This window comes from Marinibacterium sp. SX1 (assembly GCF_050389775.1).
Taxonomy (GTDB): Bacteria; Pseudomonadota; Alphaproteobacteria; order Rhodobacterales; family Rhodobacteraceae; genus Marinibacterium.
On the sequence record NZ_CP177144.1, the window covers coordinates 4,584,044 to 4,609,723 of the forward strand.

27 protein-coding genes and 1 tRNA gene are annotated in these 25,680 nt (G+C 68.1%); 18 read left to right on the plus strand and 10 right to left on the minus strand.

Going from position 1 to position 25,680, the window contains the following annotated elements; all coding sequences use genetic code 11:
* Window positions 1-32 precede the first annotated feature (32 nt).
* Window positions 33-770, minus strand: a complete 738-nt coding sequence (arsH, locus tag ACK3BB_RS20725; RefSeq protein ID WP_428926537.1) for an arsenical resistance protein ArsH — start codon at window positions 768-770, stop codon at window positions 33-35.
* A gap of 69 nt (window positions 771-839) precedes the next feature.
* Complete coding sequence (gene arsB / locus ACK3BB_RS20730; protein WP_428926538.1) at window positions 840-1,880, minus strand: ACR3 family arsenite efflux transporter; 1,041 nt, start codon at window positions 1,878-1,880, stop codon at window positions 840-842.
* Window positions 1,881-1,991: 111 nt separating this feature from the next.
* Here arsB and ACK3BB_RS20735 point away from each other — a divergent pair, with 111 nt between their 5' ends.
* Window positions 1,992-2,312, plus strand: coding sequence for an ArsR/SmtB family transcription factor (locus tag ACK3BB_RS20735; protein ID WP_428926539.1), 321 nt, complete (start codon window positions 1,992-1,994; stop codon window positions 2,310-2,312).
* 42 nt (window positions 2,313-2,354) lie between these two features.
* On the opposite strand, the gene ACK3BB_RS20740 is transcribed toward ACK3BB_RS20735, so the two are convergent.
* Complete coding sequence (locus ACK3BB_RS20740; RefSeq protein ID WP_428926540.1) at window positions 2,355-3,146, minus strand: IclR family transcriptional regulator; 792 nt, start codon at window positions 3,144-3,146, stop codon at window positions 2,355-2,357.
* A 213-nt stretch (window positions 3,147-3,359) separates the two neighbouring features.
* Here ACK3BB_RS20740 and ACK3BB_RS20745 point away from each other — a divergent pair, with 213 nt between their 5' ends.
* The 5 genes from ACK3BB_RS20745 (at window position 3,360) to ACK3BB_RS20765 (ending at window position 8,119) form a co-directional block, all read left to right on the plus strand.
* A complete protein-coding gene (locus ACK3BB_RS20745; protein ID WP_428926541.1) occupies window positions 3,360-4,370 on the plus strand; it encodes a TRAP transporter substrate-binding protein in 1,011 nt (336 codons plus the stop codon).
* 73 nt (window positions 4,371-4,443) lie between these two features.
* A complete protein-coding gene (locus ACK3BB_RS20750) occupies window positions 4,444-4,959 on the plus strand; it encodes a TRAP transporter small permease (protein WP_428926542.1) in 516 nt (171 codons plus the stop codon).
* Window positions 4,959-6,266, plus strand: coding sequence for a TRAP transporter large permease (locus ACK3BB_RS20755; protein ID WP_428926543.1), 1,308 nt, complete (start codon window positions 4,959-4,961; stop codon window positions 6,264-6,266). The genes ACK3BB_RS20750 and ACK3BB_RS20755 overlap by 1 nt, the downstream gene beginning before the upstream one ends.
* A 54-nt stretch (window positions 6,267-6,320) precedes the next feature.
* Window positions 6,321-7,778 carry a glutamine synthetase family protein gene (locus tag ACK3BB_RS20760; protein ID WP_428926544.1) on the plus strand — a complete coding sequence of 486 codons (1,458 nt, stop codon included), beginning with the start codon at window positions 6,321-6,323 and terminating at the stop codon, window positions 7,776-7,778.
* A 2-nt stretch (window positions 7,779-7,780) separates the two neighbouring features.
* On the plus strand, window positions 7,781-8,119 hold the full coding sequence (locus ACK3BB_RS20765) for a 5-carboxymethyl-2-hydroxymuconate Delta-isomerase (RefSeq protein WP_428926545.1): 339 nt from the start codon (window positions 7,781-7,783) through the stop codon (window positions 8,117-8,119).
* Between the two features lie 30 nt (window positions 8,120-8,149).
* Here the strand turns inward: ACK3BB_RS20765 and ACK3BB_RS20770 are convergent, their stop codons facing one another.
* The 3 genes from ACK3BB_RS20770 to ACK3BB_RS20780 are packed head-to-tail and all read right to left on the minus strand — an operon-like array spanning window position 8,150 to window position 10,277.
* The gene (locus ACK3BB_RS20770) at window positions 8,150-8,617 is read right to left on the minus strand and encodes a hypothetical protein (protein ID WP_428926546.1); all 468 of its coding nucleotides are present in this window, start codon (window positions 8,615-8,617) and stop codon (window positions 8,150-8,152) included.
* Window positions 8,614-9,843, minus strand: coding sequence for an aromatic ring-hydroxylating dioxygenase subunit alpha (locus ACK3BB_RS20775; RefSeq protein ID WP_428926547.1), 1,230 nt, complete (start codon window positions 9,841-9,843; stop codon window positions 8,614-8,616). Before ACK3BB_RS20775 ends, ACK3BB_RS20770 begins: the two co-directional genes overlap by 4 nt.
* Before the next feature lie 20 nt (window positions 9,844-9,863).
* Window positions 9,864-10,277 (minus strand): Rieske 2Fe-2S domain-containing protein, encoded by a 414-nt coding sequence (locus ACK3BB_RS20780; protein ID WP_428926548.1) that lies wholly within the window; start codon window positions 10,275-10,277, stop codon window positions 9,864-9,866.
* A gap of 155 nt (window positions 10,278-10,432) precedes the next feature.
* On the opposite strand from ACK3BB_RS20780, the gene ACK3BB_RS20785 reads away from it, so the two are divergent.
* Window positions 10,433-11,614, plus strand: coding sequence for an FAD-dependent oxidoreductase (locus ACK3BB_RS20785; RefSeq protein WP_428926549.1), 1,182 nt, complete (start codon window positions 10,433-10,435; stop codon window positions 11,612-11,614).
* Complete coding sequence (locus ACK3BB_RS20790) at window positions 11,611-12,063, plus strand: flavodoxin domain-containing protein (protein WP_428926550.1); 453 nt, start codon at window positions 11,611-11,613, stop codon at window positions 12,061-12,063. The genes ACK3BB_RS20785 and ACK3BB_RS20790 overlap by 4 nt, the downstream gene beginning before the upstream one ends.
* Window positions 12,064-12,287: 224 nt before the next feature.
* Here ACK3BB_RS20790 and ACK3BB_RS20795 read toward each other — a convergent pair.
* The 4 genes from ACK3BB_RS20795 to ACK3BB_RS20810 form a co-directional block, all read right to left on the minus strand.
* Window positions 12,288-12,364: transfer RNA gene (locus ACK3BB_RS20795), tRNA-Arg, on the minus strand.
* A 422-nt stretch (window positions 12,365-12,786) separates the two neighbouring features.
* Window positions 12,787-14,172, minus strand: a complete 1,386-nt coding sequence (locus tag ACK3BB_RS20800) for a sensor histidine kinase (RefSeq protein WP_428926551.1) — start codon at window positions 14,170-14,172, stop codon at window positions 12,787-12,789.
* Between the two features lie 18 nt (window positions 14,173-14,190).
* Window positions 14,191-15,609, minus strand: a complete 1,419-nt coding sequence (locus ACK3BB_RS20805; RefSeq protein ID WP_428926552.1) for a dihydrolipoyl dehydrogenase family protein — start codon at window positions 15,607-15,609, stop codon at window positions 14,191-14,193.
* Window positions 15,610-15,673: 64 nt separating this feature from the next.
* On the minus strand, window positions 15,674-16,456 hold the full coding sequence (locus ACK3BB_RS20810; RefSeq protein WP_428926553.1) for a TVP38/TMEM64 family protein: 783 nt from the start codon (window positions 16,454-16,456) through the stop codon (window positions 15,674-15,676).
* A gap of 393 nt (window positions 16,457-16,849) precedes the next feature.
* Between ACK3BB_RS20810 and rpmH the strand changes: the two genes are divergently transcribed.
* From rpmH to argB, 10 genes are all read left to right on the plus strand, one after another.
* Complete coding sequence (gene rpmH, locus ACK3BB_RS20815; protein WP_005980833.1) at window positions 16,850-16,984, plus strand: 50S ribosomal protein L34; 135 nt, start codon at window positions 16,850-16,852, stop codon at window positions 16,982-16,984.
* A 16-nt stretch (window positions 16,985-17,000) separates the two neighbouring features.
* Window positions 17,001-17,576 (plus strand): ribonuclease P protein component, encoded by a 576-nt coding sequence (gene rnpA, locus ACK3BB_RS20820; protein ID WP_428928780.1) that lies wholly within the window; start codon window positions 17,001-17,003, stop codon window positions 17,574-17,576.
* A 7-nt stretch (window positions 17,577-17,583) separates the two neighbouring features.
* Window positions 17,584-17,844 (plus strand): membrane protein insertion efficiency factor YidD, encoded by a 261-nt coding sequence (yidD, locus tag ACK3BB_RS20825; protein ID WP_428926554.1) that lies wholly within the window; start codon window positions 17,584-17,586, stop codon window positions 17,842-17,844.
* 529 nt (window positions 17,845-18,373) lie between these two features.
* Window positions 18,374-18,601 (plus strand): hypothetical protein, encoded by a 228-nt coding sequence (locus tag ACK3BB_RS20830; RefSeq protein WP_428926555.1) that lies wholly within the window; start codon window positions 18,374-18,376, stop codon window positions 18,599-18,601.
* A 113-nt stretch (window positions 18,602-18,714) separates the two neighbouring features.
* Window positions 18,715-19,596 carry a tRNA 2-thiocytidine(32) synthetase TtcA gene (ttcA, locus tag ACK3BB_RS20835; RefSeq protein ID WP_428928781.1) on the plus strand — a complete coding sequence of 294 codons (882 nt, stop codon included), beginning with the start codon at window positions 18,715-18,717 and terminating at the stop codon, window positions 19,594-19,596.
* Between the two features lie 63 nt (window positions 19,597-19,659).
* Window positions 19,660-21,207, plus strand: a complete 1,548-nt coding sequence (locus ACK3BB_RS20840) for a putative bifunctional diguanylate cyclase/phosphodiesterase (protein WP_428926556.1) — start codon at window positions 19,660-19,662, stop codon at window positions 21,205-21,207.
* A 118-nt stretch (window positions 21,208-21,325) separates the two neighbouring features.
* Window positions 21,326-23,155, plus strand: a complete 1,830-nt coding sequence (gene yidC, locus ACK3BB_RS20845; RefSeq protein WP_428926557.1) for a membrane protein insertase YidC — start codon at window positions 21,326-21,328, stop codon at window positions 23,153-23,155.
* Entirely contained in the window at window positions 23,152-23,892 is a 741-nt protein-coding gene (locus tag ACK3BB_RS20850) for an MOSC domain-containing protein (RefSeq protein WP_428926558.1), read from the plus strand. The genes yidC and ACK3BB_RS20850 overlap by 4 nt, the downstream gene beginning before the upstream one ends.
* The gene (gene yihA / locus ACK3BB_RS20855) at window positions 23,889-24,542 is read left to right on the plus strand and encodes a ribosome biogenesis GTP-binding protein YihA/YsxC (RefSeq protein WP_428926559.1); all 654 of its coding nucleotides are present in this window, start codon (window positions 23,889-23,891) and stop codon (window positions 24,540-24,542) included. The genes ACK3BB_RS20850 and yihA overlap by 4 nt, the downstream gene beginning before the upstream one ends.
* Before the next feature lie 110 nt (window positions 24,543-24,652).
* Window positions 24,653-25,531: an acetylglutamate kinase gene (argB, locus tag ACK3BB_RS20860; protein ID WP_428926560.1), complete on the plus strand. Its 879-nt coding sequence runs from the start codon at window positions 24,653-24,655 to the stop codon at window positions 25,529-25,531.
* Window positions 25,532-25,680: the final 149 nt, after the last annotated feature.

Genomic DNA, 25,680 nt, shown 5'->3' on the forward strand with positions numbered 1-25,680 from the left:
CGCTCATCCCGCCCTTGCAGGCCGGCCTCGCCCTATTCCACCGCCTTGGCCTGGTTCACCCGGGCCGAGAGCGCCTCGCGGCTTTCGACCCGCTCGGAATAGCGATCGACCAGGTGGTCGCGGATGTCGCGGGTCAGCAGGGTGAACTTGACCAGCTCTTCCATGACATCGACGATGCGATCGTAATAGGGCGTCGGTTTCATCCGCCCGGCCGCGTCGAATTCGTCCCAGGCCCGGGGCACCGAGGATTGGTTGGGGATCGTCAGCAACCGCATCCAGCGCCCCAGCACGCGCAACTGGTTGACCGTGTTGAAGGATTGCGACCCGCCGCAGACCTGCATCACGGCCAGGGTCTTGCCCTGGGTCGGGCGCACGCCACCCAGCGACAGCGGGATCCAGTCGATCTGGGCCTTCATGATGCCCGTCATCGCCCCGTGGCGCTCGGGCGAGGACCAGACCATGCCATCGCACCAGGTCACCAGGTCGCGCAGCTCGGCCACCCTGGGATGATCGGCCGGGGCGCTGTCGGGCAACGGCAGCCCGTCGGGATCAAAGATCCGCACCTCGGCGCCCAGCCGGGCCAGGATGCGCCCGGCCTCTTCGGCGGCCAGGCGGGAATAGCTGCGGTCACGCAGCGAGCCGTAGAGGATCAGGATGCGCGGGGCGTGGCTGCTGAGGGCCACGGGAAACAGCGCCGCTGGATCGGGGGCCGCAAAGCTTTCCGCGTCGATGTTGGGCGTGTCGCCGCGGGTGTCGGGCGTGTCGGTCACGGGTGTCTTCCCCCTTGTGTCGGGGCCTTGCGGCCGGTTGGGTGATGCGGCCGAAGCCTGCGGACGGGCCTATTGGCCGGGCGCCGGGAACCGGGCGCGGGTGCGGTTGGCAAAGGCCACCAGCGTCAGCATGACCGGCACTTCGACCAGCACGCCGACCACCGTGGCCAGGGCCGCCCCGGAATTCAGGCCGAAGATCGAAATCGCCACGGCCACGGCCAGTTCGAAGAAGTTCGACGTGCCGATCAGGGCGCAGGGCGCGGCGATGCGGTGGGGCACCTTCAGCAGGAAGGCCGCGCCATAGGCCAGGGCAAAGATGCCATAGCTCTGGATCAGGATCGGCACGGCGATCAGGGCGATGATGCCCGGCCGGTCGAGGATGGTCTGGCCCTGCAGGCCGAAGAGAATGGCCACCGTGGCGATCAGGCCCAGCACCGACAGCGGCTTGATCCGGGCGGTAAAGGCCGCGATGGCCTCGTCCGAGCCCAGCATCCGGCGGGTGGCCAGCCCGGCCAGCAGGGGCAACACGACATAGAGCACCGTGGCCAGGACCAGCGTGTCCCAGGGCACGACAATCTCGGTTACGCCCAGCAGCAGGGCCACGATCGGCGCGAAGGCCACGACCATGATCAGGTCGTTCACCGAAACCTGGACCAGCGTGTAGGTCGCATCGCCCCGGGTCAGCTGGGACCAGACAAAGACCATGGCCGTGCAGGGCGCGGCGCCCAGCAGGATCAACCCGGCGATGTACTGGGCGGCATCCTCGGGCGCAATCCAGGGCGCAAAGACATGGTCGAAGAACAGCACCGCCAGAGCGGCCATCGAGAAAGGCTTGATCAGCCAGTTGACGACCAGCGTGACCAGCAGGCCCCGGGGCTGGCGGGCCACCCCGGCCACCGCGCCGAAATCGACATTGACCATCATCGGATAGACCATGGCCCAGATCAGCACGGCCACGACCAGGTTGATCCGGGCAACCTCGGCCGCGGCAATGGCCGTGACCAGCCCGGGCGCAAGGGCGCCGATGGCCAGGCCGGCCAGCATGGCCAGGGCAACCCACAGGGTCAGCAGCCGTTCGAAGATGCCCATCGGGGCGGCGGTGTCGGACATGGTCCTCTCCGGTGTGATCATTTTGTCATTTCGCGGAATAGCGAACTGATTGCGGTGTAGCGAGGGGCGGGCCGGCTTGTCAACACGCCTCATTTCGCGTAATCACGAAACATGGACCAGACCCTTGCCATCGATGCCTTTGCAGCGCTTGCCCATGAAACCCGGCTGTCAGTCTTTCGGCTGCTGGTGCAACGGGGGCCGTCGGGTACGCCGGCGATGGAGGTCGGCCGGCTGCTGGATCTCAAGCCGTCCACCCTGTCGGGCCACCTGTCGGCGCTGAAACGGGCCGGGCTGGTGACGGCCGAACGCAAGCACCGCGAAATTCTCTATGCGCCGAATCTCGGGGCGGTGAACGGGCTGGTCACCTTCCTCTTGCAGGATTGCTGCGGCGGGGATGCCACGGCCTGCGCCGGGCTGGTTGTCGCGCCCTAGGGGCCGAACCCGCCCTGGACTGCCCCGGAATGCCCCGGGCGGTTACTTCAGCACGCCGGCGATCTGGCTGGCATAGCGCAGCAGGATATCGGTCAGCCGGGCATAATCGGCCGGATCGATCTCGCTGGCCGGTTCGGACAGGCCCAGCGCCATCTCGGCCCGGCCCAGCGGCCCGACCGGCACGGCAATGCCCACGGCCCCGGCCTCGAACTCGCCCTTCACGATCGACACGCCGGTCTCGCGCGAGCGGGCGACGTCGGCGGCGATGGCCGCGCGGTCCAGCACGGTTTCGGCGGTGAACCGTTCCAGCGGCATGGTCTCGATCATCTGGCCGGCCCAGTCGGGATCGGACCAGGCCAGCAGCACCCGCCCGATCGAGGTCGACAACAGGGGCAGCCGGCTGCCGATGGTGAAGCCAAAGGTATAGCGCGCGTTGAGCTGCGAGGATTGCGCGACATAGACCAGCTCGGACCCGTCGCGCATGGCCAACCCGACGCTGTAGCCCAGCTCGCGGGCGCACATCTCGATCAGCGGCTGCACCAGCCGGCCGAACTGGTTGCCCCGCAGAAAGCCGCTGCCCAGCACCAGCACCCGCGGCGTCAGGGAATAGCGGTTGCCTTCCTTGCGCACGTATCCCAAATGCACCAGCGTCAGGACAAGGCGCCGCACGGCGGCCCGTTCGATATCCGTCAAGCGGCCGATCTCGGCCAGGGTCAGCTGGTTATGCGCCTCGTCGAATGCCCTCAGGACCGTCATGCCCTTCATGAAGGTCAGCGAAATGTCCTTGGTGGGGATCTCGTCGCGCGTCTGTGTCACCGGTTCCGGTCCGTCCATGCCAAGCCATCCGTTCGGGCCGCGCCCAAAATCTGGGCCGGCCGGGTCGTTCCACCTGTATTGCCCCCTTCAATCGACGCCCGCAAGCGTTGTCTGGGTTGACAAGTCGCCGCAAGAATGACCGATTGGTTGATAATCGCGCAGATGTTGCGTGAAACGAGAAGCTTCCGGCCCCCGGCAGCCCCAAACCTACGTACAGGGAACAGGACGATCATGATCAGAACTCTCCTCACCGCAGGCGTCGCAACGCTTGGCCTGGCCTCCGCGGCCTCGGCCGAGAACCTGCGCTATGCCCATTTCATGTCGGCCAACAGCTGGCAGAACCAGGTGATCTTCGAAGACTGGGCCACGGCCGTCGAAGACGCCTCGGGTGGCGCGCTGGATGTCCAAGTGTTCCCGGCCCAGACGCTGGGCAAGGCTGCGGCGGGCTATGACAATGCCGTGGCCGGCATCGCCGACATCGCCTGGACCGTGCCGGGCTATACCGCCGGCCGCTTCCCCCTGAGCCAGATCATGGAACTGCCCGGGCTCTTCGACACCGGGGCCGTCGGGTCCTGTGCCTTCCAGAAGCTCTATGATTCCGGCGCGCTGGACGCGGAATACGAAGACACCCACATCCTCTTCGTGCACACCCATGATCCGGGCCACCTGCACACGTCGAAAAAGCCGGTCAGCACGCTGGCCGACATGAAAGGCCTGAAACTGCGCCGGCCGACCCAGGTTGTCGGCGACCTGCTGACCGAACTGGGTGCCGAGCCCGTGGGCATGCCCGCGCCCAACACCTATGAAGCCGTGCAGCGCGGGGCCATCGACGGCTACATGCTGCCCTGGGAAAGCGTCGAGAGCTTCCGCCTGGAAGAGCTGACCGAGAACCACACCGTCTTCGGGTTCTATGCCCTGGCCTTCATCGCCACGATGAACAAGGCCAAGTACGACTCGCTGTCGCCCGAGGCCAAGGCCGCGGTGGATGCCAACAGCGGCATGAAATGGGCCGTGACCGCCGGCGCGGGCTATGACGAGGCCGGGGCCAAGGTGCTGGAGCGCCTGCGCGAAACGTCCAACGTCATCGAACTGTCGGACGAGGAACGCGCGACCTGGATGGAAGCCGCGCAGACGGCATCGGACGCCTATATCGCCTCGCTCGACGAGCAGGGCCTGCCGGGCACCGAAACCTATGCCGCCGTGCAAGGCTATGTCGCGGATTGCCAGGCCGAGCTGAACTGATCTGCCCGGTCCCAGCGAATGCGGGTCGCCTTCGGGCGGCCCGTCACGTCTCTCCCAACTGCCAGGACCCACAATGTTCGTCACGCTACTCCGGCGCATCGCAGGCCCGGTCGAAACCGCCTGCCTGCTCCTCGGCGGGCTCTGCCTGTTCTACATGGTCTTCGTCGTCGCCTTCAACGTGCTGGCCCGGATCGTCTTTGACGCCACCGGCACGGCCGTGAACCTGATGATCCCCGGGGCGATCGAACAGGTGTCCTACCTGCTGGGCATTGTCGCCTTTGCCGCGCTGGCCGCCTCGCTCAAGGAAGGCATGATTGCCGTCGATTTCCTGGTCGAGCGCCTGCCCGCCCTGCCCCGTGCCATGGTCGCGCGGTTCTGGTTCCTGGGTGTCGTGGCCCTGGCCGTGGTCCTGGCCTGGCTGTTCTGGGAAGACGCCGTGGCCACCCATGCGCGGTCCGAACAGACCCAGGACCTGCGTCTTCCGATGTACCTGATCTACGGGCTTTACGCCCTGCAATGCCTGGCCCTTGCGGTGATCGCCCTGCGCGAGGCCTTCACGGCCGAAGGCCACCACGCGGAGCTGCTGTGATGACCCCTCTTGCCATCGGCATCGCGGCGATTGCCGTCATGTTCGTCATCGTGATCCTCGGCGCGCCCATCGGGCTGGCCATGATCGCCGTCGGCTTTGCCGGCTTTTCGGCCATTGTCGGCATCGCCCCGGCCCTGAGCGTGCTCAAGACCGCGGCCTTCGAGACCGTGACCAGCTATTCCTTCACGCTGATCCCCCTGTTCCTGCTGATGGGCAACCTGATCTCGAGGTCGGGCGTGGCCTCGGACCTGTTCAAGGGCGCCCTGCTGCTGACCCGCGGCTGGGCCGGCGGGCTGGCCGCCGCGGGCATGACGGCCAGCGCGGTGTTTTCCACCGTGTCGGGATCGTCGCTGGCCACGGCCTCGACGATGACCCGCGTGGCCTATCCCGAGATGAAGGCCCATGGCTATGACACCCGCCTGGCCACCGGATCGCTGGCCGCCGGCGGCACGCTGGGCATCCTGATCCCCCCGTCCATCGCGCTGATGCTCTACGCGCTGATCACCGAGCAATCGGTCGGCACGATGTTTCTGGCCGGCATCCTGCCCGGCATCCTGGCCTTTGCGCTTTATATCGTCACGATCCTGATCATGGCCCGGTTCTGGCCCCCTGCCCCGGGTGCGACGCAGCCCGACGACCTGGCCACCGAACGCGGCGGCGCCCTGCAGGTGCTGCGCCTCTTCGCCCCGGCCATCGTGCTTTTCGGCCTGGTGATGGGCGGGCTCTACGGCAATTTCTTCACCCCGACCGAGGCCGGGGGCGTCGGCGCCGCGCTGGCCCTGATCTTTGCCCTGTGGCGGCGCACGCCCCGGGCCGACCTGGTCGCGGCCTTCACCGAGGCCATCGTGTCCAGCGGCGCGATCTTCCTGATCCTGATCGGCGCCGAGGTCTTCGGCTTTGTCCTGTCGACCTCGCAGCTGTCCAACGCCCTGGTCGGCTTTCTCAACGACAGCGGCTTCACCTCGTGGCAGGTGCTGCTGGCCATCCTGGTGTTCTACGTGATCCTGGGCTGTTTCATGGAAAGCCTGGCCATGATCCTGCTGACGGTGCCGATCTTCTTTCCGGTCATCCTGGCCAATGGCTTTGATCCGATCTGGTTCGGCGTCATCGCCGTGGTTACCGTCGAGCTGGGCATGATCACCCCGCCCGTCGGCATGAACCTCTTCATGGTCAAGAGCGCCTCGCGCGGGGTGCCGCTGACCCGGATCATGGCCGGCGTGGTGCCTTTCGTGGTGGCCGATCTCATCCGGCTGGGCATCCTGCTGGCCGTCCCGGCGATCTCGCTGCTGCTGACCGGGCGGCTCTAGCACATCGGATCAAGCCGCGGCCCGCCGGGGCCGCGCAGGACAGACAGGAACGACATGACCTCTCCACTCGATAAACTCTCCTCCGGCCGGCTGGCGCGCGACGGGCTGCTTGGCCCCGAGGCGCTGCAGGCCGCGGCCGACCTGCTGGCCCGGCTCGACGGCGGGCCGGTCGAAACCATCCGCGTGGTCTTTGCCGACCAGCACGGGCTGTTGCGCGGCAAGACGGTCACGGCCTCGGCCCTCGGCTCGATCTTCCGCTCGGGGCTGAACCTGCCCGGCACGCTGCTGCTCAAGGACACGTCCAACCGCACGGTCTTTCCAATCTGGGACGGGCGCAGCCCCGGGGTGATGGCCACGATGTCGGGGGCCGGCGACATGCTGGCCGTGCCCGATCCCGCGACCTTCCGCGTGCTGCCCTGGGCGCCCCATTCGGCCTGGCTGTTCTGCGATCCCTATACCCGCGACGGCCAGCCCCTGCCCTTTGCCCCGCGCCCGACCCTGCGCCGGGCGGTATCGCTGCTGGCCGACGAGGGCTATGCCCTGACCGTCGGGCTGGAAGTCGAATTCCACGTCTTCGCCCGCACCGATGCCGCGCTGGCCCATGGCCAGGCCGGCATGCCCGGCCAGCCGCCGGCCACGGCCCTGCTGGACCAGGGTTATCAATACCTGGCCGACATGAATTACGACCGGCTGGAACCGGTGATGGACCTGCTGCGCCGCCATGCCCAGGCCCTGGGCCTGCCGGTGCGCTCGACCGAGGTCGAGATGGGCCCCAGCCAGTTCGAATTCACCTTCGAGCCGGCCGATGCCCTGACGCACGCCGACAACATGATCATGTTCCGCACCATGGTGAAGGAAGTCTGTGCCCGCGAAGGCCTGCACGCGACCTTCATGTGCCGGCCCAAGGTCGACAACAGCGCGTCCAGCGGCTGGCACCTGCACCAGTCGCTCTGCGATGCCTCCGGCACGAACCTGTTCATCCCGCCGGCAGACGGCCAGCTCAGCCCGCAGGCCGATGGCTGGATCGCCGGGCTGCTGGCCCATGCCCCGGAAAGCTGCCTGCTGACCACGCCCACGGTCAACGGCTACAAGCGCTACCAGCCGTTCCAGCTGGCCCCCGACCGGATCGAATGGGGCTATGACAACCGGGGCGCCATGGTGCGCGCGCTGATGGCCCCGGGCGACGGCGCCAGCCGGGTCGAGAACCGCGTGGCCGAGCCGGCGGCCAACCCCTATTTCTACTTTGCCTCGCAGATCCTGTCGGGGCTTTCCGGCCTGCGCCAGGTGCTGAGCGCTCCGGCACCGGTGGAAAACCCCTATGACAACGATGCCCGGGCCCTGCCGCCCAGCCTGATCGCGGCGATCGAGGCCTTCGAGGCCGGACAGCTCTTTCGCGACACGCTCGGCCCCGATTTCGCCGATTACATGTCGACCCTGAAACGGGCCGAGTGGAAACGCTATCTGGGTGTCGTCACCGAATGGGAACAGCAGGAATATTTCGGGATCTTCTGACCATGCCTCATCTCGTCGTCGAGTATTTCGCCCCCGACGGGCTGGACCGGACGGCCGTCCTGTCCGGCCTGCTGGAAGCCGCCGTGGCCTCCGGCATCATGCAGCGGCAGGACGTCAAGGTCCGGCTGCTGCCTTCCGAGGCGATCCTGATGGGCGACGGGCGGGCATCGTTCATCCATGTCACGGCGTCGCTGCTGGCCGGGCGCACGCCCGAGGCCAAGTTGCAGCTGTCGGTCGCGCTGACCGACACGCTGCGCCGGATCTGCCCCGGCATCGGGGCGATCAGCGCCGATATCCGCGACATGGACCCGGCCTGTTACAAGAAATCCCTCAAGGGCTGAGGCCCGGCGCGGCGGCCGGGCCGGCGGGCGTCAGGCGGTAAAGGCCCGCGCCCCCGGCTGTTCGGCCAGGCGGGCGATATCCTCGGCCAGCTCATCGGCCGGCACGGCCCGGGCATTGGCCGCGCCACCAAGGCTCAGCCCGACACCCCGGAAGAAGGCCGGTTCGGCCAGGCGGATGTCGGCCGGCAGGGCCGCATCGCTGCGCGCATCCAGCCAGCGCCACTCCCCCGCCCCGATCAGCACCGGGTCATCCTCCGGCCCGGGTCGCACGGCCGTCAGGGCCAGGCCCTCGATCAACCCGGCATAGCCGTCGCGCAGGTGCAGCGGCACCGGCTCCTTCGGGCCCAGCCCGGCAATGTCCATCACCGGCGCGTGCCACAGGGCCAGCCAGGCCCAGCACAGATCGTGCCGGGCCATCATCTGGCGCACCGATTCCTTCAGCGTGAAATAGCCGTCGAGAATGTCCTGGAACGGCTCGGCCCCCGCGGGCACCGTCATACAGAGGCGTCCCACGGGCAGGCCGCCCGGCGGGTCATGTCGTAATCCCAGCTGGCCGCCTGCCAGTCGGCGCTGTCGGCGATGGCATCGTTGGACAGCGGGCCGACGATATGCGCCGTGCCGGGCTGATCCTGCATCGGCAGCCGGTCGAACCGACCCGCGGCCGCCGCCTTGATCGCCTTGCGCAGCAACAGCCGGTAGCGCACGATCGCCGCATCGCCCCGGCCCAGGTGTTCGCGCGTGCGGTCCTGGATCGCGCCCATGCCCTCGACGGCCCATTGGTCGTGCACGTTGATGTCCAGCCCCATGCCCGTATAGGTCTGGGTCTTCTGCTCTTCGGGATTGTAGTGGTAATCGTTGGCCTTGTTCTTCAGCGGCGCGTAGTCGGGCAGGCTGTGTTCCTTCAGGCGCTGCTCGCGCATCAGCTCCTTGTTCACCGGTTTGTCGAAGCTGGTGAACATCGTGTACCAATAGCAATTCTCGTCATCGACCGGCACGTGCCACTGGGTGATGATCATCTCGCGCGACATCGGGATGCAGATCGCCGACGGGAAGATCTGGTTGGTCACGCGCACATGGGTCAGCTCGCCGTCCATGTGGCGCAGGGCGGTGATCTTCAGGCCGAAATCGGTTTCTTCGACCTCGATGTCGGGCCGGGGATATTCGCGCAGCACCTGGGTGACCGGCATGTTGGTGTCGGCCGCCTTGTCGCGGAACTGCTTGCCATAGCTGTCCTCGGGGTCTTCGTCCTGCAGGAACCGGTGCAGGAACGAGGCATGGCCCGGGTCGATGCCGATCTCCAGCGCCTGCAGCCAGTTGCATTCCCACAGGCCCTTGAAGGCAAAGACATGGCTGTCGGGCGCACGGAAACAGTCGAAATTCGGAAAGGCCGGCGGGGCGCCCTCGCCGAGATAGGCAAAGATGATGCCGTTGCGCTCTTCGACCGGGTAGACCGGCGCGCCGGCCACGGGCTGCAGATCGGCCTCGGCCGGGTGGTGGGTCGGCGCCTCGTCGGGCGCGGCCACGCGCGGGGTCAGCGACATCCGGCCATCGGCTTCGCGCAGCAGGACCAGCCGTTCGCCCAGCAGGTTGACCGGCAGGCGGCTGCGGCCCGGCGCCATCTCGTCGCTCAGCGCGGCGGGCTGCCAATAGCGGCGATGCACGGTCCCGGCCTCGGTGCCGAGGCCGATCCGGGTGATCTGGTCGTTCAGTTTCTGCGAGATCATGCGGTGCTCCTTTCTGGGGCTCAGGCCGTGGCGGTCGCGGCGGTCAGCGCCGGCGGGGTGCCGTCGCCGAACCAGGCAAAGACCGCCCCGCCTTCTTCGCGGACCGGGTAGCTGGGCAGCTTGATGGTCTGGTACATGGTGGAATCCGCCGGCTCTGCGGGTTGTTCGGTGCATTGGCCCGTTCGGTCGAAATGCCAGCCGTGGAACGGGCAGCGCAGGCCGTTGTCCTCGTGGCGACCGTAACACAGATCCGCGCCCCGGTGCGGGCAATGGCGGCCGATCAGGCCCAGTTCGCCCTGTTCGTCGCGGAACAGCACCAGCGCCTGGCCCATGGCCGTGATCGGCACAACGGGGCGCGGCACGTCCAGGTCGGCGCTTTGGGCGATGTGGGTCCAGGTGGTTGGCTGGCGGCCCTCTTGTGCGGACACGGTCATGCGAGCTCCTGCTAGTAGGTCAATCTTGCGGCTCTGGTTTGGTCGATAATCGACCAAGTGCGCTTTAAACAAACTTCTCATTGATTTTTCGCGCGGTCAATGAGAATGATCCCCAAATGCCGATCGCGGACCGACAAAAGGACAACGTTGCAGGAATGACCGGAAAAGTGGCAATCGTCGGGGCCGGGCCGTCCGGCTGTTACACGGCCCAGGCGCTTCTGAAGGCCGCGCCGGAGCTGGAGGTCGACGTGATCGACGCCCTGCCGGTGCCCTACGGGCTGGTGCGCTATGGCGTGGCGGCGGATCACCAGGGCACCAAGGCCGTGACCCGCCAGTTCGACCGGATCTTTACGCGCATGGGCGGGCAGTTCTTCGGCAATCTGCATATCGGCCGGGACCTGTCGCTCGACACCCTGCGCGCGGCCTATGATGCGGTGGTGCTGACCGTCGGCCTGTCGGGCGACCGGCGCCTGGGCATTGCCGGCGACGATCTGCCCGGTGTCATCGGGTCGGCCCGGCTGACCCGCGCGCTGCATGAACATCCCGATGCGGCCGACCTGCCCGACCTGGGCCCGACCCCCGTGATCATCGGCACAGGCAACGTGGCCATCGACATCCTGCGCCTGCTGGTCAAGACGCCCGACGAACTGGCCGGCAGCGACCTTGGCCCCGGCCCGACGGCCTGGCTGGCCCGCCAGGACATCCGGCGGATCACCATCGTCGGCCGGTCACCGGCCGAGGCCGCCCGGTTCGATCCCGCGATGATCCGCGAACTGGCCGGGCTGGCCCGGATCGACGCGCATGTTGCGCCCGCTCCGCAGAGCGACGGCGCCATTGCCGGCCTGCTGAACACCCTGGCCGCCGAGACATCCGGCCCGCTGCCCGTCGACTTCCGGTTCCAGGCCGCGCCCCGCGCCCTGCGCCAGGGGTCGGACGGGCTGTTGCTGGATCTCGACACCCCCGACGGGCCCCAGACCCTGACCGCCAGCGCCATCCTGACGGCCATCGGCTTTGCCTCCGACGGCCAGCTGGCCGACGAGACCGCGCAAGCCTGTTACAGCGCCGGCTGGTTCCGCAACGGCCCCACCGGCGCCCTGCCCCGCTGCCGCGAGGAAGGCCAGGCCCTGGCCGCCCGCATCCTGGCCGAGCTGACCCCCGATGCCGCCCGCCCGGGCCGGGCGCTGCTGCGCGACATCCCCGGCACGGTCGATTTCGCCCATTGGCAGGCCATCGACACGTTCGAGAAATCCGCCGCCGGCCCGGACCGCTGCCGACGCAAGCTGGCCCGCCGCGCCGATCTGCTGACCCCACCGCCCCTTCAGGACCTTGCCTCATGAACATCGCCATCTTCTTCGGAACCGAAACCGGCAATGCCGAAATGCTTGCCGACGACCTGTCCACCGCGCTGGAAGAGGCCCACGAGACCACCGTGGCCAACCTCTCCGACACCGCCCCCGAGGCGCTGCGGCAGGCGGATCTGAACATCATCCTGTGCTCGTCCTATGGCGACGGCGAATTGCCGGCCTCGGCCCAGCCCTTTGCCGAGCGGCTTGCGGCCAATCCCCCGGCGCTGGACGGCGTGCGCATCGCGGTCTTTGGCCTGGGCGACCGGGAATACCATGACACGTTCGGAAACGGCTCGATGCAGCTGGCCGACAGCCTGGCCGGCCGGGGGGCCACTCTGGTCGGCGACCGGGTCGTGCATGACGCGGCCAGCGGCGAGCTGCCCGAGGACATCGCCCTACCCTGGGCCGAGGCCATCATCGCGGGTCTCGAACAGACCTGAGCGCCCTCCCGGATGGCCACATGCGCCGTCCGGGACTGACCGCATCCGCACGGCATCCCATCTTGCCTGGTCCGACCGGGATCAGGCAGGCCCCACGCCGTGCGCCGGCCCGTCGAGCCCAAGCTCAACCAGACGCCGCCACCATGTTATCGTGAAGATAAACCCATGAGATCAGGCACCTGGCACAATGGCCAGTTCTGTGCGCTATCCGCTGTGGGTTTCAGTGGCGGTCCGAGGAGGATTCGAACCCCCGACCCCTTGATTCGTAGTCAAGTACTCTATCCAGCTGAGCTATCGGACCACTGAGGCCTGCGATCTACCTGTGCTGCGGGGGCATTGCAAGCCGAAATGGCGAAAAAAATGCGCGAAGGGGGCAGGCTGTCCCAACGTCATCCGGAAAACCGTGAAAATCGGCCTGTGCCGGGGTGTCCCGTGCCGGTCGGGCCGGCCGATCCGCGCGGGGCGGGCGGGTGGGAGCAAGGATCGGATGGCGCGGCCGGCACGGCGGGCGGGCGGCCAGCAGACACGGCCAGGGCGGCAGGCAGGTGGCCGGAAGGAACGGCGAGCGGGGAGCCACATGGAACGGCCCGCACAACAGCCCAGCGGCCGGTGGGAACGGCGGACGCGGTGGTGTGGCCCACACGAACAGTGGGCATGGTAGGACGGCACAATGAGGCGGCGGGCGCGACAGGCCAGCCGGACAGCCCCGGCCGCGGCGAGAGATCAGAGCGTGCCGTCGCCGCGCGGCAGGGTCACCGCAAAGACCGTGCCGTCCTGGCCCGTCGACACCAGCTTGAGCGTGCCGCCATGGCCGCGCACCAGCTCGGCCGCAATGGCCAGCCCCAGCCCCGATCCGCCCTTGCGCGCCCCACCCTGGAACGGCGTGAACAGGTTGTCGCGCGCCTTGGGCGGCAGGCCGGGCCCGGTGTCGCTGACCTCGATCGACCAGGCCAGGTCATCCTCGCGCGCCGTGATCCGCACCTCGCCCGGCTGCTTGGTCGCCGAGATCGCTTGGTGGGCATTGCGCACCAGGTTCAACAGGACCCGGAACAGCTGTTCCGGATCACCCCGCACCCGCAGGGCCGGCGGCACGTCATTGGCGAAATCGACGTGACAGCCCTCGGTCGCCAGCATTTCCGAGGCCATGACATCCTCGACCACGTCGGCCAGCCCGACCATGGTCAGCGTCGGCGCCGGCTCCTCGGCCCGGCCAAAGGCCAGCGTGCTTTCGCACAACGACACCGCCCGGCGAATCGAGCCCACCAGCTTGGGCGCCAGCCGGCGCACCAGCGGGTCTTCGGACCCCTCGATCCGGTCGACGAAAAGCTGCGCACTGGTCAGGATGTTGCGCAGATCGTGGCTGACCTTGGCCACCGCAGCGCCCAGCTGGGCCAGGCGTTCCTTCTGGCGCAGGGCCTGTGTCATCTCGATCTGCATCTTCTGCAGGGCTTCCTCGGCCTCGCGCAGCTCGCGCACTGCCGCGCGCGGCTGGATGATGCCCCGGGCATCCTCGGGCGCAGCGGCATAACGCTGCATATAGCCCACCACCCCTTCGATCGGGCGCACCAGCACCACCCGCACTGCACCAAAGAGCAGCAGCGCCGTGAAGGCCGAGATCACCGCCGACAGGATCAGGATGCGCAGACCGAAATCGATCATCGAATCGCGCAGCGGCCCGGTTTCCATCGTGACCTCGATCAGCAGCCCGGCATCGCGCACCGGCGCGCCGATCACCCGGATCACCTGGCTGCCCGGCGTGAACAGCCGCTTCAGCGCGTCGTGGATCAGCACCACGGCGCCCGAATCGCGCATGTCGAAGGTCGCGCTGATCGGTTCGGGGATCGGCGAGGACAGCACCAGCTGGCGCACCTCGTCGCGGCGCAGGACAACGTTGTAGACCTCGGCGTTCTCCAGCAGCTCGCGTTCCAGGTCGGATGTCAGCATGTCGTCGGCCAGCAGCGCCAGCGAGGCGATCTGCGCCCGTTCCAGCCGGTCGGTCAGGTAATCCACCCTGTATCGCGCCACCGAGGGCACGAAGATCAGCACCTCGGCCAACATCACGAAAATCGTGGTCAGCGCCAGGAACCGTCCCGAAAGGGTGTTGAGCATTCATTCCGTCCCGAAGCGTCAGGGCAGGACCTTCTGGACCAGCCCGACCACGCGTTTCACAAGGCTGCTGTCGAACAGCTTCGGGGCAAAATAGGCACCCGCCACGCGTTTTGAAAGCTCTCCCATCGTGGGATAGGGAGAAACCATGGCGGAAATCTGGCTCATCTTCAGGCGGTTGGCCAGCGCCAGGGCCCAGAGGTTGGCATGTTCGCCCGCCCCCTCGCCCACGATGGTCACGCCTTCGGGCCGGCCGCGATGCACCATGACCCGGACAAATCCCCGAGTCCGGCGCTCGGCAATGGCCCGGTCGACATGGGCCAGGTCAAAGCGCAGGGCCTCGATCTCTTCGCCATGCACCTCGCGGGCCTCGGCCTCGGTCAGCCCGACCTGGGCCAGTTCGGGATCGGCATAGGTCACCCGGGGCACATGGTCGTTGCGCACCCGGGCGGGCAGGCCAAAGAGGATCGGCCGCAGGATCGTCGCAGCGTGATAGCCCGCCAGGTGGGTGAACTGGGCCCCGCCAGCCGCATCGCCGATGGCATAGACCCGGCGGTTGGTCGTGCGCATGCGGTCGTCGGTGCGGATGCCCGTGCGGGTGGTGGCAATGCCGGCGGCCTCCAGCCCCAGCCCCTCGGCCACCGCCCGCCGGCCGGTGGCCACCAGCAGATGCGTCCCCGTGACGCGGCGCCCGTCGTCCAGCTCGACGGTGATCTGCCCAGTTGCGCCCGATACCGCCGCCGCCCCGGCGCCTTCGTGAAGGGTGACGCCCTCGGCGCGCAGGCTGTCCAGCACCAGCCCGGCGGCCTCGGCATCCTCGCGCCCCAGCGCCCGGCCGGCCTCGATCACCGTCACCTCGGCGCCCAGCCGGCGATGGGCCTGGGCCATCTCGATGCCGATCGGCCCGCCGCCCAGGATCACCAGGTGGCCGGGCCGGTCGCGCAGGTCCCACAGCGTTTCGGTGGTCAGGTAAGGCACCCCGTCCAGCCCGGGGATCGGTGGCACGACGGGCCGGCTGCCCGTGGCCAGCACGATGCGCCGGGCGCGGATGACATGATCGCCGACCGATATCTCGCGCGGCGAGACGAACCGGGCCCAGCCCCGGATGACCCGCACGCCCAGCCCTTCGAATCGCTCCTGGCTGTCGACCGGTGCGATGCGGGCGATGACATCCTGCACGTGATCCATGACCGCCGCGTAATCGACCTGGCCCGGCGTGGCCGTGATGCCAAAGGCCCCGGCCCGGTGCGGCGCCCAGGCCGCATGGGCCGCCGCGATCAGCGCCTTGGACGGCACGCAGCCGGTGTTGAGGCAATCGCCGCCCATCTCGCCGGCTTCCACCAGCACCACCCGCGCGCCCATCTGCACCGCCCCGGCCGCCACCGACAGCCCGGCCGACCCGGCCCCGATGACCAGCACATCCGTCTCGATCCGGTCCATGATCATGCCCCCTTTGGCCCCTCTTGCCGTTCCCTGGCCGCGCGCCCTGCGCCCCGTTCCACGGTCATGCCCCCTGCTCCCCATCCCGGTCCCCGCCCTGCCCGGGCTCTGCCCCGGCGGCCATGGCCGACCCGCCGCGAATCGCGCGCACCGCCATCGGCAGCGCCGCCAGCACGGCCAGGCCCAGGATCGGGCCGATGACATGGGGCTCCCACAGCAGCGACAGGTCAGGATCTTCGCCCCGGTCGAACACCGCGCCCAGCCCGACCCCGATCCAGGTATAGACGATGGCTCCGGGCACGATACCCAGCGCCGTCGTGATCACGAAGGTCCGCAACCGCACGCCGACCAGCGCCGGCAGCAGGTTGGCCACGAAGAACGGCACGACGGGCACCAGCCGCATCAGGAACATCACGCTCCATTCGTTGTCGCGCAGGCCTTTCTGGATATCTCTTACCCGGCCGTCCGACGCCTCGATCCGCGCGGTCAGCGCCGCGCCATAGCCCCAGCGCACGGCCAGGAACAGCAGCGTCGCGCCCAGCGTGGCCGACACCACGTTCAGCGCCGTGCCCGCAACCAGCCCAAAGAGGAATCCCCCGGTCAGCGAGGCCACCGCCGCACCGGGCAGCGAAAAGGTCACGATGGCCACGTAGATCGCCGAGAAACCCAGGGCCATGGCCGCGAAATGGCTGTCGCGCAGGGCCAGCAGGGCCACGCGGTTGGCCCGCAGTGCGTCGAAGGTCAGCCAGTCGCCCAGCAGCCACCAGCCGGCCATCGCGGTGCCGACCAGGATCACCGGCACCGCCAGGTGGCGGCCCTTGGTCGGGGGGGTGTCGTCTGGGGTCATGGCCTGTCCTGTGTCCTGCGGCAGCCCTGCCGCGCCTGTCGCCCGGCGGATCGGGCCGGACGGGTCGCGCCCAACATGCGGCGGAGCCGGGCAAAGCGACAGGCCGTTCACGCCGCCTTGATGGCCGGTGAGGGATTCGCCCCTGACTGACATATTTCGCACCCACCCGCCCCATCCTGCACGATCCGGGCTGGCATCCGCCGGCAATTCGTGGTCAACAGCCGCCTGACGGGACGGAAAAACCCTTATCCGGCCCGATTTTCCGCACGTCACGGCGGCAAGGGGTTTGACTTCGCGTCCAACCCCTTCTAAAGGGCGGGCTTCGATGAACAAACGGGAGGGCGACTCGCGCCCCGTACCCGACCGTAAAGATACAAACGGAGAGACGGAGCGATGAAACGCACCTACCAGCCCTCGAACCTGGTCCGCAAGCGGCGCCACGGTTTCCGCGCACGCATGGCCACCAAGGCCGGCCGCAAGATCCTGAACGCCCGCCGCGCCCGCGGCCGCAAGTCGCTCAGCGCGTAAGGCGCGGGCCATGGCCGTGACGGCGCCACGCCCCGACGACCTCAGCGGGTCCGGGGCGGCGCCGGCGGCCAAGCTGATCGTTCTCACCCAGAGAGCCGATTTCCTGCGGGCCGCCAGGGCCCGCAGGCAAGCCACCCCCTCCTTCCTGCTCCAGGCCCGCCGACGGTCGCCCGACGAAACGGGCCCCGATGATGCGCGCGCCCACAGCCCGCGCGCCGGCGATTCCGGCGATGCCGAGGCCGCCATGCAGGACATCCGGGTGGGATTCACCTGTTCCAAGAAGGTCGGCAATGCCGTTGCCCGCAACCGTGCCAAGCGCCGGCTGCGCGAGATCGCGCGCCTTGTGCTGGCCCGCGAAGGCCATGCCGGCTGGGACTACGTGCTGATCGGCAAGGCCGGTGACACGGCCGCCCGGCCCTTCGACCTGCTGCTGGCCGATCTGTCCGACGCCCTGCGCCGCATCCATGCGCCGCGCCCGGCCCGTCCCCGGGCCGGCAAGGCCCCGCGCGACGGCAGGGACCGTGAAGACCGGAGCCCGGATCACCCGCCCGCCGGCCCCGCGACCGACACAAGCCCGCCGGGCCGCGGCTGACCCGGCGATGCGCCCGGGTGCCTTCCTCCTCTCGCTGCCCGTCCGGGCCTACCGCCTGGTGCTGTCGCCCTGGGTCGGGTTCCATTGCCGCTACCAGCCCACCTGCTCGGCCTATGCCCTGGAAGCTCTGGAAACCCACGGCGCCCTGCGCGGCGGCTGGCTGGCCCTGCGCCGCATCCTGCGCTGCCACCCCTTCGGCCGCTCGGGCTATGACCCGGTGCCCCCGGCACGTTGCTGCACCCCGCCGCCGGGCGACGACCAGGGCTGACCGCCCGCGCCTCGCCTCCCGCGCGCATCGCGCCCCCTGGTCGCTCGGATAGCGCCGCTCAGCCCGGCGTCGCGCCACTCGCCCCCCGCATCCCGCCTCTCCACATCGCGTCCCCGCATCCCGCCGCCCTTTGCGGCGGGTTTCGGCCCAATCGCACAGGCCGGTCAAACTGACGCCAATCAGAGGCTTGGCAGATGGCATCTTGTCCTGTATGCGGTGTGACATCGCGCCACATCTGAACCGAAGGAGGGGCTACATGATCAATTCATATCAACTGTGCCCCGGGGTGCGACGGCTGAACACCGGCTACCAGGCCGCGTGATCATCTGATCCCTTCGCCGGACCGACCGCCGACGCGTTAGCTCGCGGCCCGTCCGTTCTCTCAGACCCGCAACCGACATGTCCTGACCGCGACCGGTCTGTCCGCGCCTGGCCTTGCCATGCCGGTCCTGCCGCATCCGTCGGGCTGTCCACATCCCCCAACCCTACTCAAAGGAGCCGGACCGTTTCGCACGGCCGGAGGCCACAGATGACCCGCATCGACATACCCGTCGCCCATGACCTCGACACCACCATGGCCGCCATGATCCGCGCCCATGGCTTCCTGCGCGTGATCCGCGCTGCAATGGCCGCCCGGCGCAAGCCTCCGCCTGTCCGGCGGCGCACCGCCCCGCGCGTGCTCAGCAACCATATCCGGCGCGACATCGGCCTGAGCCCCGTGGCCACCAGCCCGCCGCACTGGACCCGGTTCCCATGATCCCCGCCCCGGCCGGCCCGTTCGCGCGCCGGCCGGCGCTCCTCTTCTTGTCATCGCGCGCCCGGGTGCCGGGAATGCTGGACGCAGGGCGGCGGGTGGCGTACATGCCGGGCATGCTCGACACCCCCGACGATATCCATCCGCTCTTTGCCGGCGCGCCCTCGACGACCGAGTTCAAGAAGCTGCGCAAGCGCATCGTCCGCCAGACCCGCGAGGCGATCGACCATTACGGCATGATCGAACGCGGCGCACGCTGGCTGGTCTGCCTGTCCGGGGGCAAGGATTCCTATACCCTGCTGGCCGCCCTGCACGAATTGCAATGGCGCGGGCTGCTGCCCGTCGAGATCCTGGCCTGCAACCTCGACCAGGGCCAGCCTGGCTTTCCGGCCACCGTCCTGCCCGAGTTCCTCGACCGCATGAAGGTGCCCCACCGGATCGAATACCAGGACACCTATTCGGTCGTCGTCGACAAGGTGCCCCAGGGCCGGACCTATTGCGCGCTCTGTTCGCGGTTGCGGCGGGGCAATCTCTACCGGATCGCCCGGGAAGAGGGCTGCTCGGCGGTCGTGCTGGGCCATCACCGCGACGACATCCTTGAAACCTTCTTCATGAACCTCTTCCACGGCGGCCGCCTGGCAACCATGCCGCCCAAGCTGGTCAACGAGGAAGGCGACCTGTTCGTCTATCGCCCGCTGGCCTTCGTGGCCGAGGCCGATTGCGAGAAATTCGCCCGGGCGATGGATTATCCGGTCATTCCCTGCGACCTCTGCGGCAGCCAGGACGGGCTGCAACGGCAGCAGGTCAAGCAGATCCTCGATGGCTGGGAACGCAACAGCCCCGGCCGCCGCCAGGTCATGTTCCGCTCGCTGATGAACGCCCGGCCGTCGCACCTGCTGGACCCCAAGCTGTTCGATTTCGTCGGGCTCAGCCGTGACCTGTCGTCGCAATCGGGCGAAGAAACGGAAAATCCGGGGGAAATTCCGCGGTTGCGTTAACCCTTCACTACCTAATTTGGCCCTAGCCTGCGGCAAACCGACCAACGGGCACGAGGGAAAGTGATGGCAACGCGCGGCAGCAGACCGTTCGACACGTATCGCGGGTGTTTCCTGTCCATCGTGACCGGCCCGCCGATCCTGGCCTTTCTGCCGGCGGTGACGCTGGCGGCCTATTGGCTGGCCGGGGAAACCGCGCTGATCCTCGTCGCGCTCGGCCTGCCCGTGCTTTACGCGATGACCGGCGTGGCCACGGCCTGGCCGCCGCGCGGCGGCGTGCCGCGTGACGGGGTGACCGGCCTGCCCCTGCGCGACAGTTTCGATGCCGAGGTTGCCGCCATCTATGACGACACCGCCGGGGGCGAGATGCGCTCGGTCTGCCTGACGATCGAGCTGGACGATTACCGCCAGGTCGTGGAACGCCATGGCCAGGCCGCCGGCGACCTTGTGATGGCGCGCACCGGCGAACGACTGGTGTCGGCCGTGCGCACCGGTGACATCGTCGCCCGGCTGGGCGACAGCCGCTTCGCGCTCTGCCTGGCCCCTGTGCGCCAGCTGGACCTGGAATTGTGCATCCAGCTGGCCGGCCGGCTGCAATCGGCCATCGAAGAGCCCGTGCCCGTCGATGGCACCGGTATCTATGTCACGGCCTGCGTGGGCTTTTGCCCGCGCAACCGGGCGCCTTCGGGCGGGTCCGGGGGCTGGCAGGCCGCCGCCGTCACCGCGCTGATCGAGGCGCAGGGCGTCGGGCCGTCAACGATTCGGGCCTATTCCAGCGACATGCACCGGCGCAGCCAGACCCGCAGCGATCTGCGTGAAGAGGCCGCCGCGGCGCTGGAAAACGGTCAGCTGCAACCCTGGTTCCAGCCGCAGATCTCGACCGACACCGGCAAGATCACCGGGTTCGAGGCCCTGGCCCGCTGGATCCACCCGATCCACGGCGCGATTGCCCCGGCCACCTTCCTGCCGATCATGGAAGAGGCCGGGCTGCTGGAGCGGCTGGGCGAGGTCATGCTGTTCCACGCGCTGACCGCGCTCAAGGCCTGGGATGCGGCGGGGTGTGACATTCCCCGCGTGGGCGTGAATTTCAGCCAGTCCGAACTGCGCAATCCCCGGCTGGTCGAAAAGATCCGGTGGGAGCTGGACCGGTTCGACCTGACGCCCGAACGGATCGGCATCGAGATCCTGGAAACCGTGGTGTCGGACACGCCCGACGACGTGATTTCGCGAAACATTGCGGGGCTTTCCGCCATCGGCTGCCGCATCGACCTGGACGATTTCGGCACCGGCCATGCTTCGATCGCGTCGCTGCGCCGGTTCCAGGTGTCCTGCATCAAGATCGACCGCACCTTTGTCGCCAAGGCCGACCGCGACCCCGAACAGCAGCAGATGATCGCCGCCATCCTGACCATGGCCGAACGGCTGCGCCTGGAAACCCTGGCCGAAGGCGTCGAGACCGTGGGCGAACATGCCCTGCTGGCCCAGCTGGGCTGCGACCATGTCCAGGGCTACGGTATTGCCCGGCCAATGCCCTTCGACCAGACGCTCGACTGGATCGCCGCCCATGCAGCCAAGCTGCAGGACACGCCGCGCATCGGGCGCCAGACCGGCTGATCCGGGCCGCCGCCGGCCGCAACGGGAACAAGAGAGCGCCCCGATTGGCCTTGACCTTTCAGGCCGCACTCTGTTGAACCTGCCCTGTCGTTTTCCGCAGGAAAGGTGCCAGTCCCACATGGACGATCAGAACAAGAACCTCCTCCTTGCCACCGGTCTGAGCTTTCTGGTGATCCTGGTCTGGTTTCTGCTGTTTCCCCCGCCCCCGCCCGAAGAGCAGGTGGCGGATTCGGCCCAGATCAGTGAAACCCAGCCCCTGACCGCAGGGGATGGCGTGGCCACGGCTCCGTCGCAGGCCCCCGATGGCTCCGGCTCGGCCGCCGCGCCCGCCGGCACCACCGTGGCCAGCGCCGCCGATGCCCCCCGCCTGGTCATCGATACGCCCCGCATGGAAGGCAGCATCTCGCTGCTCGGCGGGCGGATCGACACGCTGCGGCTGAAGGATTACCAGGTGTCGCTCGACGATCCCGAGAAGGTGACCGTCCTGTCGCCCGTCGGCAGCCCCGCGCCCTATTACGCCCTTTACGGCTGGGCCCCCGGCCAGGGCCTGAGCCTTGATGACGTGCCCGGCGCCAATACCGAATGGCAGCTGGAAGGTGGCGACCGGCTGACGGCCGACACGCCCGTCACCATGGTCTGGGACAATGGCAACGGCCTGGTCTTCCGCCGGATCGTCTCGGTCGATGAGAACTTCATGTTCACCATCGCCCAGCAGGTCGAAAACACCGGCGCCGGCACCGTCAGCCTTGCGCCCTACGGCGTGCTGGCCCGCCATGGCGAGCCGACCACGCTTGAAAACTTCTGGGTCGTGCATGAAGGCGTGATCTCGATGGCCGATGGCGAGCTGACCGAGATCGATTATTCGTCGATGGTCGATTTCGAGATCAACCCCGCCGAAGGCGCCCAGGCCGAGGTCAGCCAGGTCACCGAAAACGGATGGGTCGGCTTTACCGACCATTACTGGATGTCGACGCTGATCCCCGAGCCGGGCAGCGCCTTCAAGTCCGTGGCCAAGTACGACGCCCGCCGCGACATCTACCAGACCGAAGCCGTCATGCCGACCCAGACCCTGTCCGAGGGCCAGACCGCCGGCGTGACCACCCAGCTGTTCTCGGGCGCCAAGGAATGGGAAACCATCCGCGATTACCAGGCCCAGGGCATCGACCGTTTCATCGATTCGATCGACTGGGGCTGGTTCTTCTTCCTGACCAAACCGATCTTCTGGATCCTGCACCACGTGCACCAGCTGATCGGCAACATGGGCTGGTCGATTATCGCGCTGACCCTGCTGCTCAAGGCCATCCTCTTCCCGCTGGCCTACAAATCCTACGTCTCGATGGCGAAGATGAAGGAATTGCAGCCCGAGATGGAGAAGCTGAAGGAAGCCGCCGGCGACGACCGTCAGAAGCTGCAACAGGGCATGATGGAGCTCTACAAGAAGGAAAAGGTGAACCCCGCCGCGGGCTGCCTGCCGATCCTTCTGCAGATCCCGATCTTCTTCTCGCTCTACAAGGTGATCTTCGTCACGATCGAACTGCGTCAGCAGGGCTGGTTCGGCCCGTTCCGCGACCTGTCGACGCCTGATCCGACCTCGATCATGAACTTCTTCGGCCTGCTGCCCTGGGCCGGCCCCGAGCCGGGCACCCTGGTCGCGACCATCGCCATCGGCATCCTGCCGCTGTGCCTGGGCGTGTCGATGTGGCTGCAACAAAAGCTGAATCCGGCTCCGGCCGATCCGACGCAGCAGATGATCTTTGCCTGGATGCCCTGGGTCTTCATGTTCATGCTGGGCTCGTTTGCCAGCGGCCTGGTGATCTACTGGATTTCCAACAACGTGATCACCTTCACGCAGCAATACATCATCATGCGCAGCCAAGGGTATACGCCCGACGTCTTCGGCAACATCAAGTCGGGCTTCAAACGCAAGTCCAAGGCCGAGGAAAAGTGACGGTCACGCTCGCCCATATCTGGCGGCATCCGGTCAAGGGACTCGGATCGGAAGCCTGCCAGTCGGTCGAGCTGACCCCCGAAGGCGCGGTCGAAGGCGACCGCGCTTGGGCCTTCCTGAACGCGGCCGCGCCCGACAGCGATGCCTGGCAGCCGCGTCGCAATTACCTTCAGGTTGCCGCCGGCCCCCGGCTGGCGGCAATCACCGCCCGCAGCTCCGGCGCGGGCCTGACCCTGACCCATCCCGACCGGGCGCCCCTGGCCCTCGATCCCGCCACCCCGGACGGCCGCGACGCGCTGGCCGACTGGATCGGCGATCTGTGGCCCTCGGACCGCCCCGGCCCCGCCCGCCTTGTTCGCGCCCCCCGCATGGGCATGACGGACAGTGATTTCGCCTCGGTCTCGATCGGCAACCTGGCCTCGCTGCGCGATCTGTCCGCCCGCGCCGGCCAGCCCGTCGACATGCGCCGCTTCCGCATCAACCTCTGGCTGGACGGGCTGGCGCCCTGGGCCGAGCTGGAGATGCCCGGCGGCCCCGACATCACCCTGGGCAGCGCCCGGCTGCGGCCCGTCGCACCGATCGAACGCTGCCGCGCGCCCGACGCCAACCCGGACACGGGCACGCGCGACCTGGGCATCCTGAAACTGCTGGCCGAGGGCTGGGACACACGCGATTTCGGCGTGGTCTGCACGGTGTCCCGGGCCGGCACCGTATCCGTCGGAGACGCGCTGACATGACCACCCTGCCCTTCCCCCTGGCCGAACAGCCCGACGAGATCACCGCCGAACGCGGACGCAAGCTGTTTGCCGGCGAGTCCGAATTCGTCAAGGGCGTGGTGGCCATGGACGGCCTGCCCCCGGCCGACCGGATCGAGGTCTGCTTTGCCGGCCGGTCGAATGTCGGGAAATCCAGCCTGATCAACGCGCTAACCGGCACCAAGGGCCTGGCCCGGGCGTCGAACACCCCCGGCCGGACCCAGGAAATCAACTATTTCACCCAAGGTCCCGCGCTCTATCTCGTCGACCTGCCGGGCTATGGTTTTGCCAATGCGCCGCTGCCCGTGGTCGAGAAATGGCAGCGCCTGCTCAAGGCCTATCTGTCGGGCCGGCCGACCCTGCGCCGGGCCTTTGTGCTCATCGATTTCCGCCATGGCATCAAGGCCGTGGACGAAGAGATCATGACCCTCTTGGACAAATCCGCCGTGCCCTTCCAGGTCGTGCTGACCAAGGCCGACAAGGTCAAGGACCGCGATGCCGACCGGATCATGGCCCAGGTCCGCGAGAAACTCTCGCCCCACCCCGCCGCCTATCCCGAGCTGGTCCTGACCTCGTCGGAAAAGGGCGACGGCATCCCGGTCCTGCGTTCGATCATCACCACGCTGGAATGACCCCGGGCGCGGCGGTGCGGTCACAGGCCGGGCCGGCCAGTCCGGCGGGCAGGATTGTTGCTTGCGTGTCCCCCCGGCTTTCCTGATAAGACCGGGCGGAGGATCGCCCCATGAAGACACAGACCATGAACCGTGACTGGATCGCCACTGCCCGCACCCTGTCGGACGCCCTGCCCTTCCTGCAGCGCTACGAAGGCGCGACCGTTGTCGTCAAGCTGGGTGGCCATGCCATGGGCAGCGACGAGGCCATGGCCAGCTTTGCCCGCGACGTGGTGCTGCTGAGCCAGGTCGGCGTGAACCCGGTGATCGTCCATGGCGGCGGCCCGATGATCAACGAGATGCTGGCCCGGCTGGGCGTGACATCGGAATTTGTCGGCGGCAAGCGGGTGACCGATGCCGAGACGATCAAGGTCGTCGAAATGGTGCTGTCGGGCGTGGTCAACAAGCGCATCGTGCAGGCGATCAACATGCAGGGCGGGCTGGCCGTCGGCCTGTCGGGCAAGGATGCCCGGCTGATCACCTGCGAACAGACCGATCCCGCCCTGGGCTTTGTCGGCACGCCGTCGAAGATGAACACCAAGGTGCTGACGACGCTGTTCGAAAAGAACATCATCCCGGTCATCGCGCCTCTGGGCGCCGGGGCTGATGGCGAGACCTTCAACATCAACGGCGACACGGCGGCCGGGGCCATTGCCGGGGCGCTGAATGCCGACCGGCTGCTGCTGCTGACCGATGTGTCGGGCGTCAAGGACGGGACGGGTTCGGTCATCACCGAGCTGACCCCGGACGACATCCGCAAGCTGATCGACGATGGCGTGATCGCCGGAGGGATGATTCCCAAGACCGAAACCGCGCTGGACGCGATCGCCGATGGCGTTCGGGCGGTGGTCATCCTGGACGGCCGGGCGCCGAACGCGGTGTTGCTCGAACTCTTCACCGAACACGGGGCCGGCACGCTGATCCGCCCGGTCCGCGCGCCCAAGGCTTGAGAATCGGCGGGGCACGGGTCACCGTTCGGCATGGCAAGCGACATGGCTTTGCAGAACCCCCCCGCCCCGGCCCAGGACTGCACCCTGGCATCGGCCACGGGTTGCGGCTCGATCCAAGGCCCGGTGTGTGCCCGGATGTCCGGCCCGGT

Coding starts and splice junctions, on each gene's coding strand:
- arsB (WP_428926538.1), bottom strand. CDS start 1,880: ATGTCCGACACCGCCGCCCCGATGGGCATCTTCGAACGGCTGCTGACC.
- ttcA (WP_428928781.1), top strand. CDS start 18,715: ATGCTCGACACCCCCGACGATATCCATCCGCTCTTTGCCGGCGCGCCC.
- ACK3BB_RS20805 (WP_428926552.1), bottom strand. CDS start 15,609: ATGGACCGGATCGAGACGGATGTGCTGGTCATCGGGGCCGGGTCGGCC.
- ACK3BB_RS20760 (WP_428926544.1), top strand. CDS start 6,321: ATGACCTCTCCACTCGATAAACTCTCCTCCGGCCGGCTGGCGCGCGAC.
- ACK3BB_RS20770 (WP_428926546.1), bottom strand. CDS start 8,617: ATGACGGTGCCCGCGGGGGCCGAGCCGTTCCAGGACATTCTCGACGGC.
- ACK3BB_RS20755 (WP_428926543.1), top strand. CDS start 4,959: ATGACCCCTCTTGCCATCGGCATCGCGGCGATTGCCGTCATGTTCGTC.
- rpmH (WP_005980833.1), top strand. CDS start 16,850: ATGAAACGCACCTACCAGCCCTCGAACCTGGTCCGCAAGCGGCGCCAC.
- yidC (WP_428926557.1), top strand. CDS start 21,326: ATGGACGATCAGAACAAGAACCTCCTCCTTGCCACCGGTCTGAGCTTT.
- ACK3BB_RS20830 (WP_428926555.1), top strand. CDS start 18,374: ATGACCCGCATCGACATACCCGTCGCCCATGACCTCGACACCACCATG.
- ACK3BB_RS20800 (WP_428926551.1), bottom strand. CDS start 14,172: ATGCTCAACACCCTTTCGGGACGGTTCCTGGCGCTGACCACGATTTTC.
- ACK3BB_RS20735 (WP_428926539.1), top strand. CDS start 1,992: ATGGACCAGACCCTTGCCATCGATGCCTTTGCAGCGCTTGCCCATGAA.
- ACK3BB_RS20785 (WP_428926549.1), top strand. CDS start 10,433: ATGACCGGAAAAGTGGCAATCGTCGGGGCCGGGCCGTCCGGCTGTTAC.
- ACK3BB_RS20840 (WP_428926556.1), top strand. CDS start 19,660: ATGGCAACGCGCGGCAGCAGACCGTTCGACACGTATCGCGGGTGTTTC.
- ACK3BB_RS20765 (WP_428926545.1), top strand. CDS start 7,781: ATGCCTCATCTCGTCGTCGAGTATTTCGCCCCCGACGGGCTGGACCGG.
- argB (WP_428926560.1), top strand. CDS start 24,653: ATGAAGACACAGACCATGAACCGTGACTGGATCGCCACTGCCCGCACC.
- ACK3BB_RS20790 (WP_428926550.1), top strand. CDS start 11,611: ATGAACATCGCCATCTTCTTCGGAACCGAAACCGGCAATGCCGAAATG.
- ACK3BB_RS20745 (WP_428926541.1), top strand. CDS start 3,360: ATGATCAGAACTCTCCTCACCGCAGGCGTCGCAACGCTTGGCCTGGCC.
- yidD (WP_428926554.1), top strand. CDS start 17,584: ATGCGCCCGGGTGCCTTCCTCCTCTCGCTGCCCGTCCGGGCCTACCGC.
- yihA (WP_428926559.1), top strand. CDS start 23,889: ATGACCACCCTGCCCTTCCCCCTGGCCGAACAGCCCGACGAGATCACC.
- ACK3BB_RS20780 (WP_428926548.1), bottom strand. CDS start 10,277: ATGACCGTGTCCGCACAAGAGGGCCGCCAGCCAACCACCTGGACCCAC.
- ACK3BB_RS20750 (WP_428926542.1), top strand. CDS start 4,444: ATGTTCGTCACGCTACTCCGGCGCATCGCAGGCCCGGTCGAAACCGCC.
- ACK3BB_RS20740 (WP_428926540.1), bottom strand. CDS start 3,146: ATGGACGGACCGGAACCGGTGACACAGACGCGCGACGAGATCCCCACC.
- ACK3BB_RS20775 (WP_428926547.1), bottom strand. CDS start 9,843: ATGATCTCGCAGAAACTGAACGACCAGATCACCCGGATCGGCCTCGGC.
- ACK3BB_RS20810 (WP_428926553.1), bottom strand. CDS start 16,456: ATGACCCCAGACGACACCCCCCCGACCAAGGGCCGCCACCTGGCGGTG.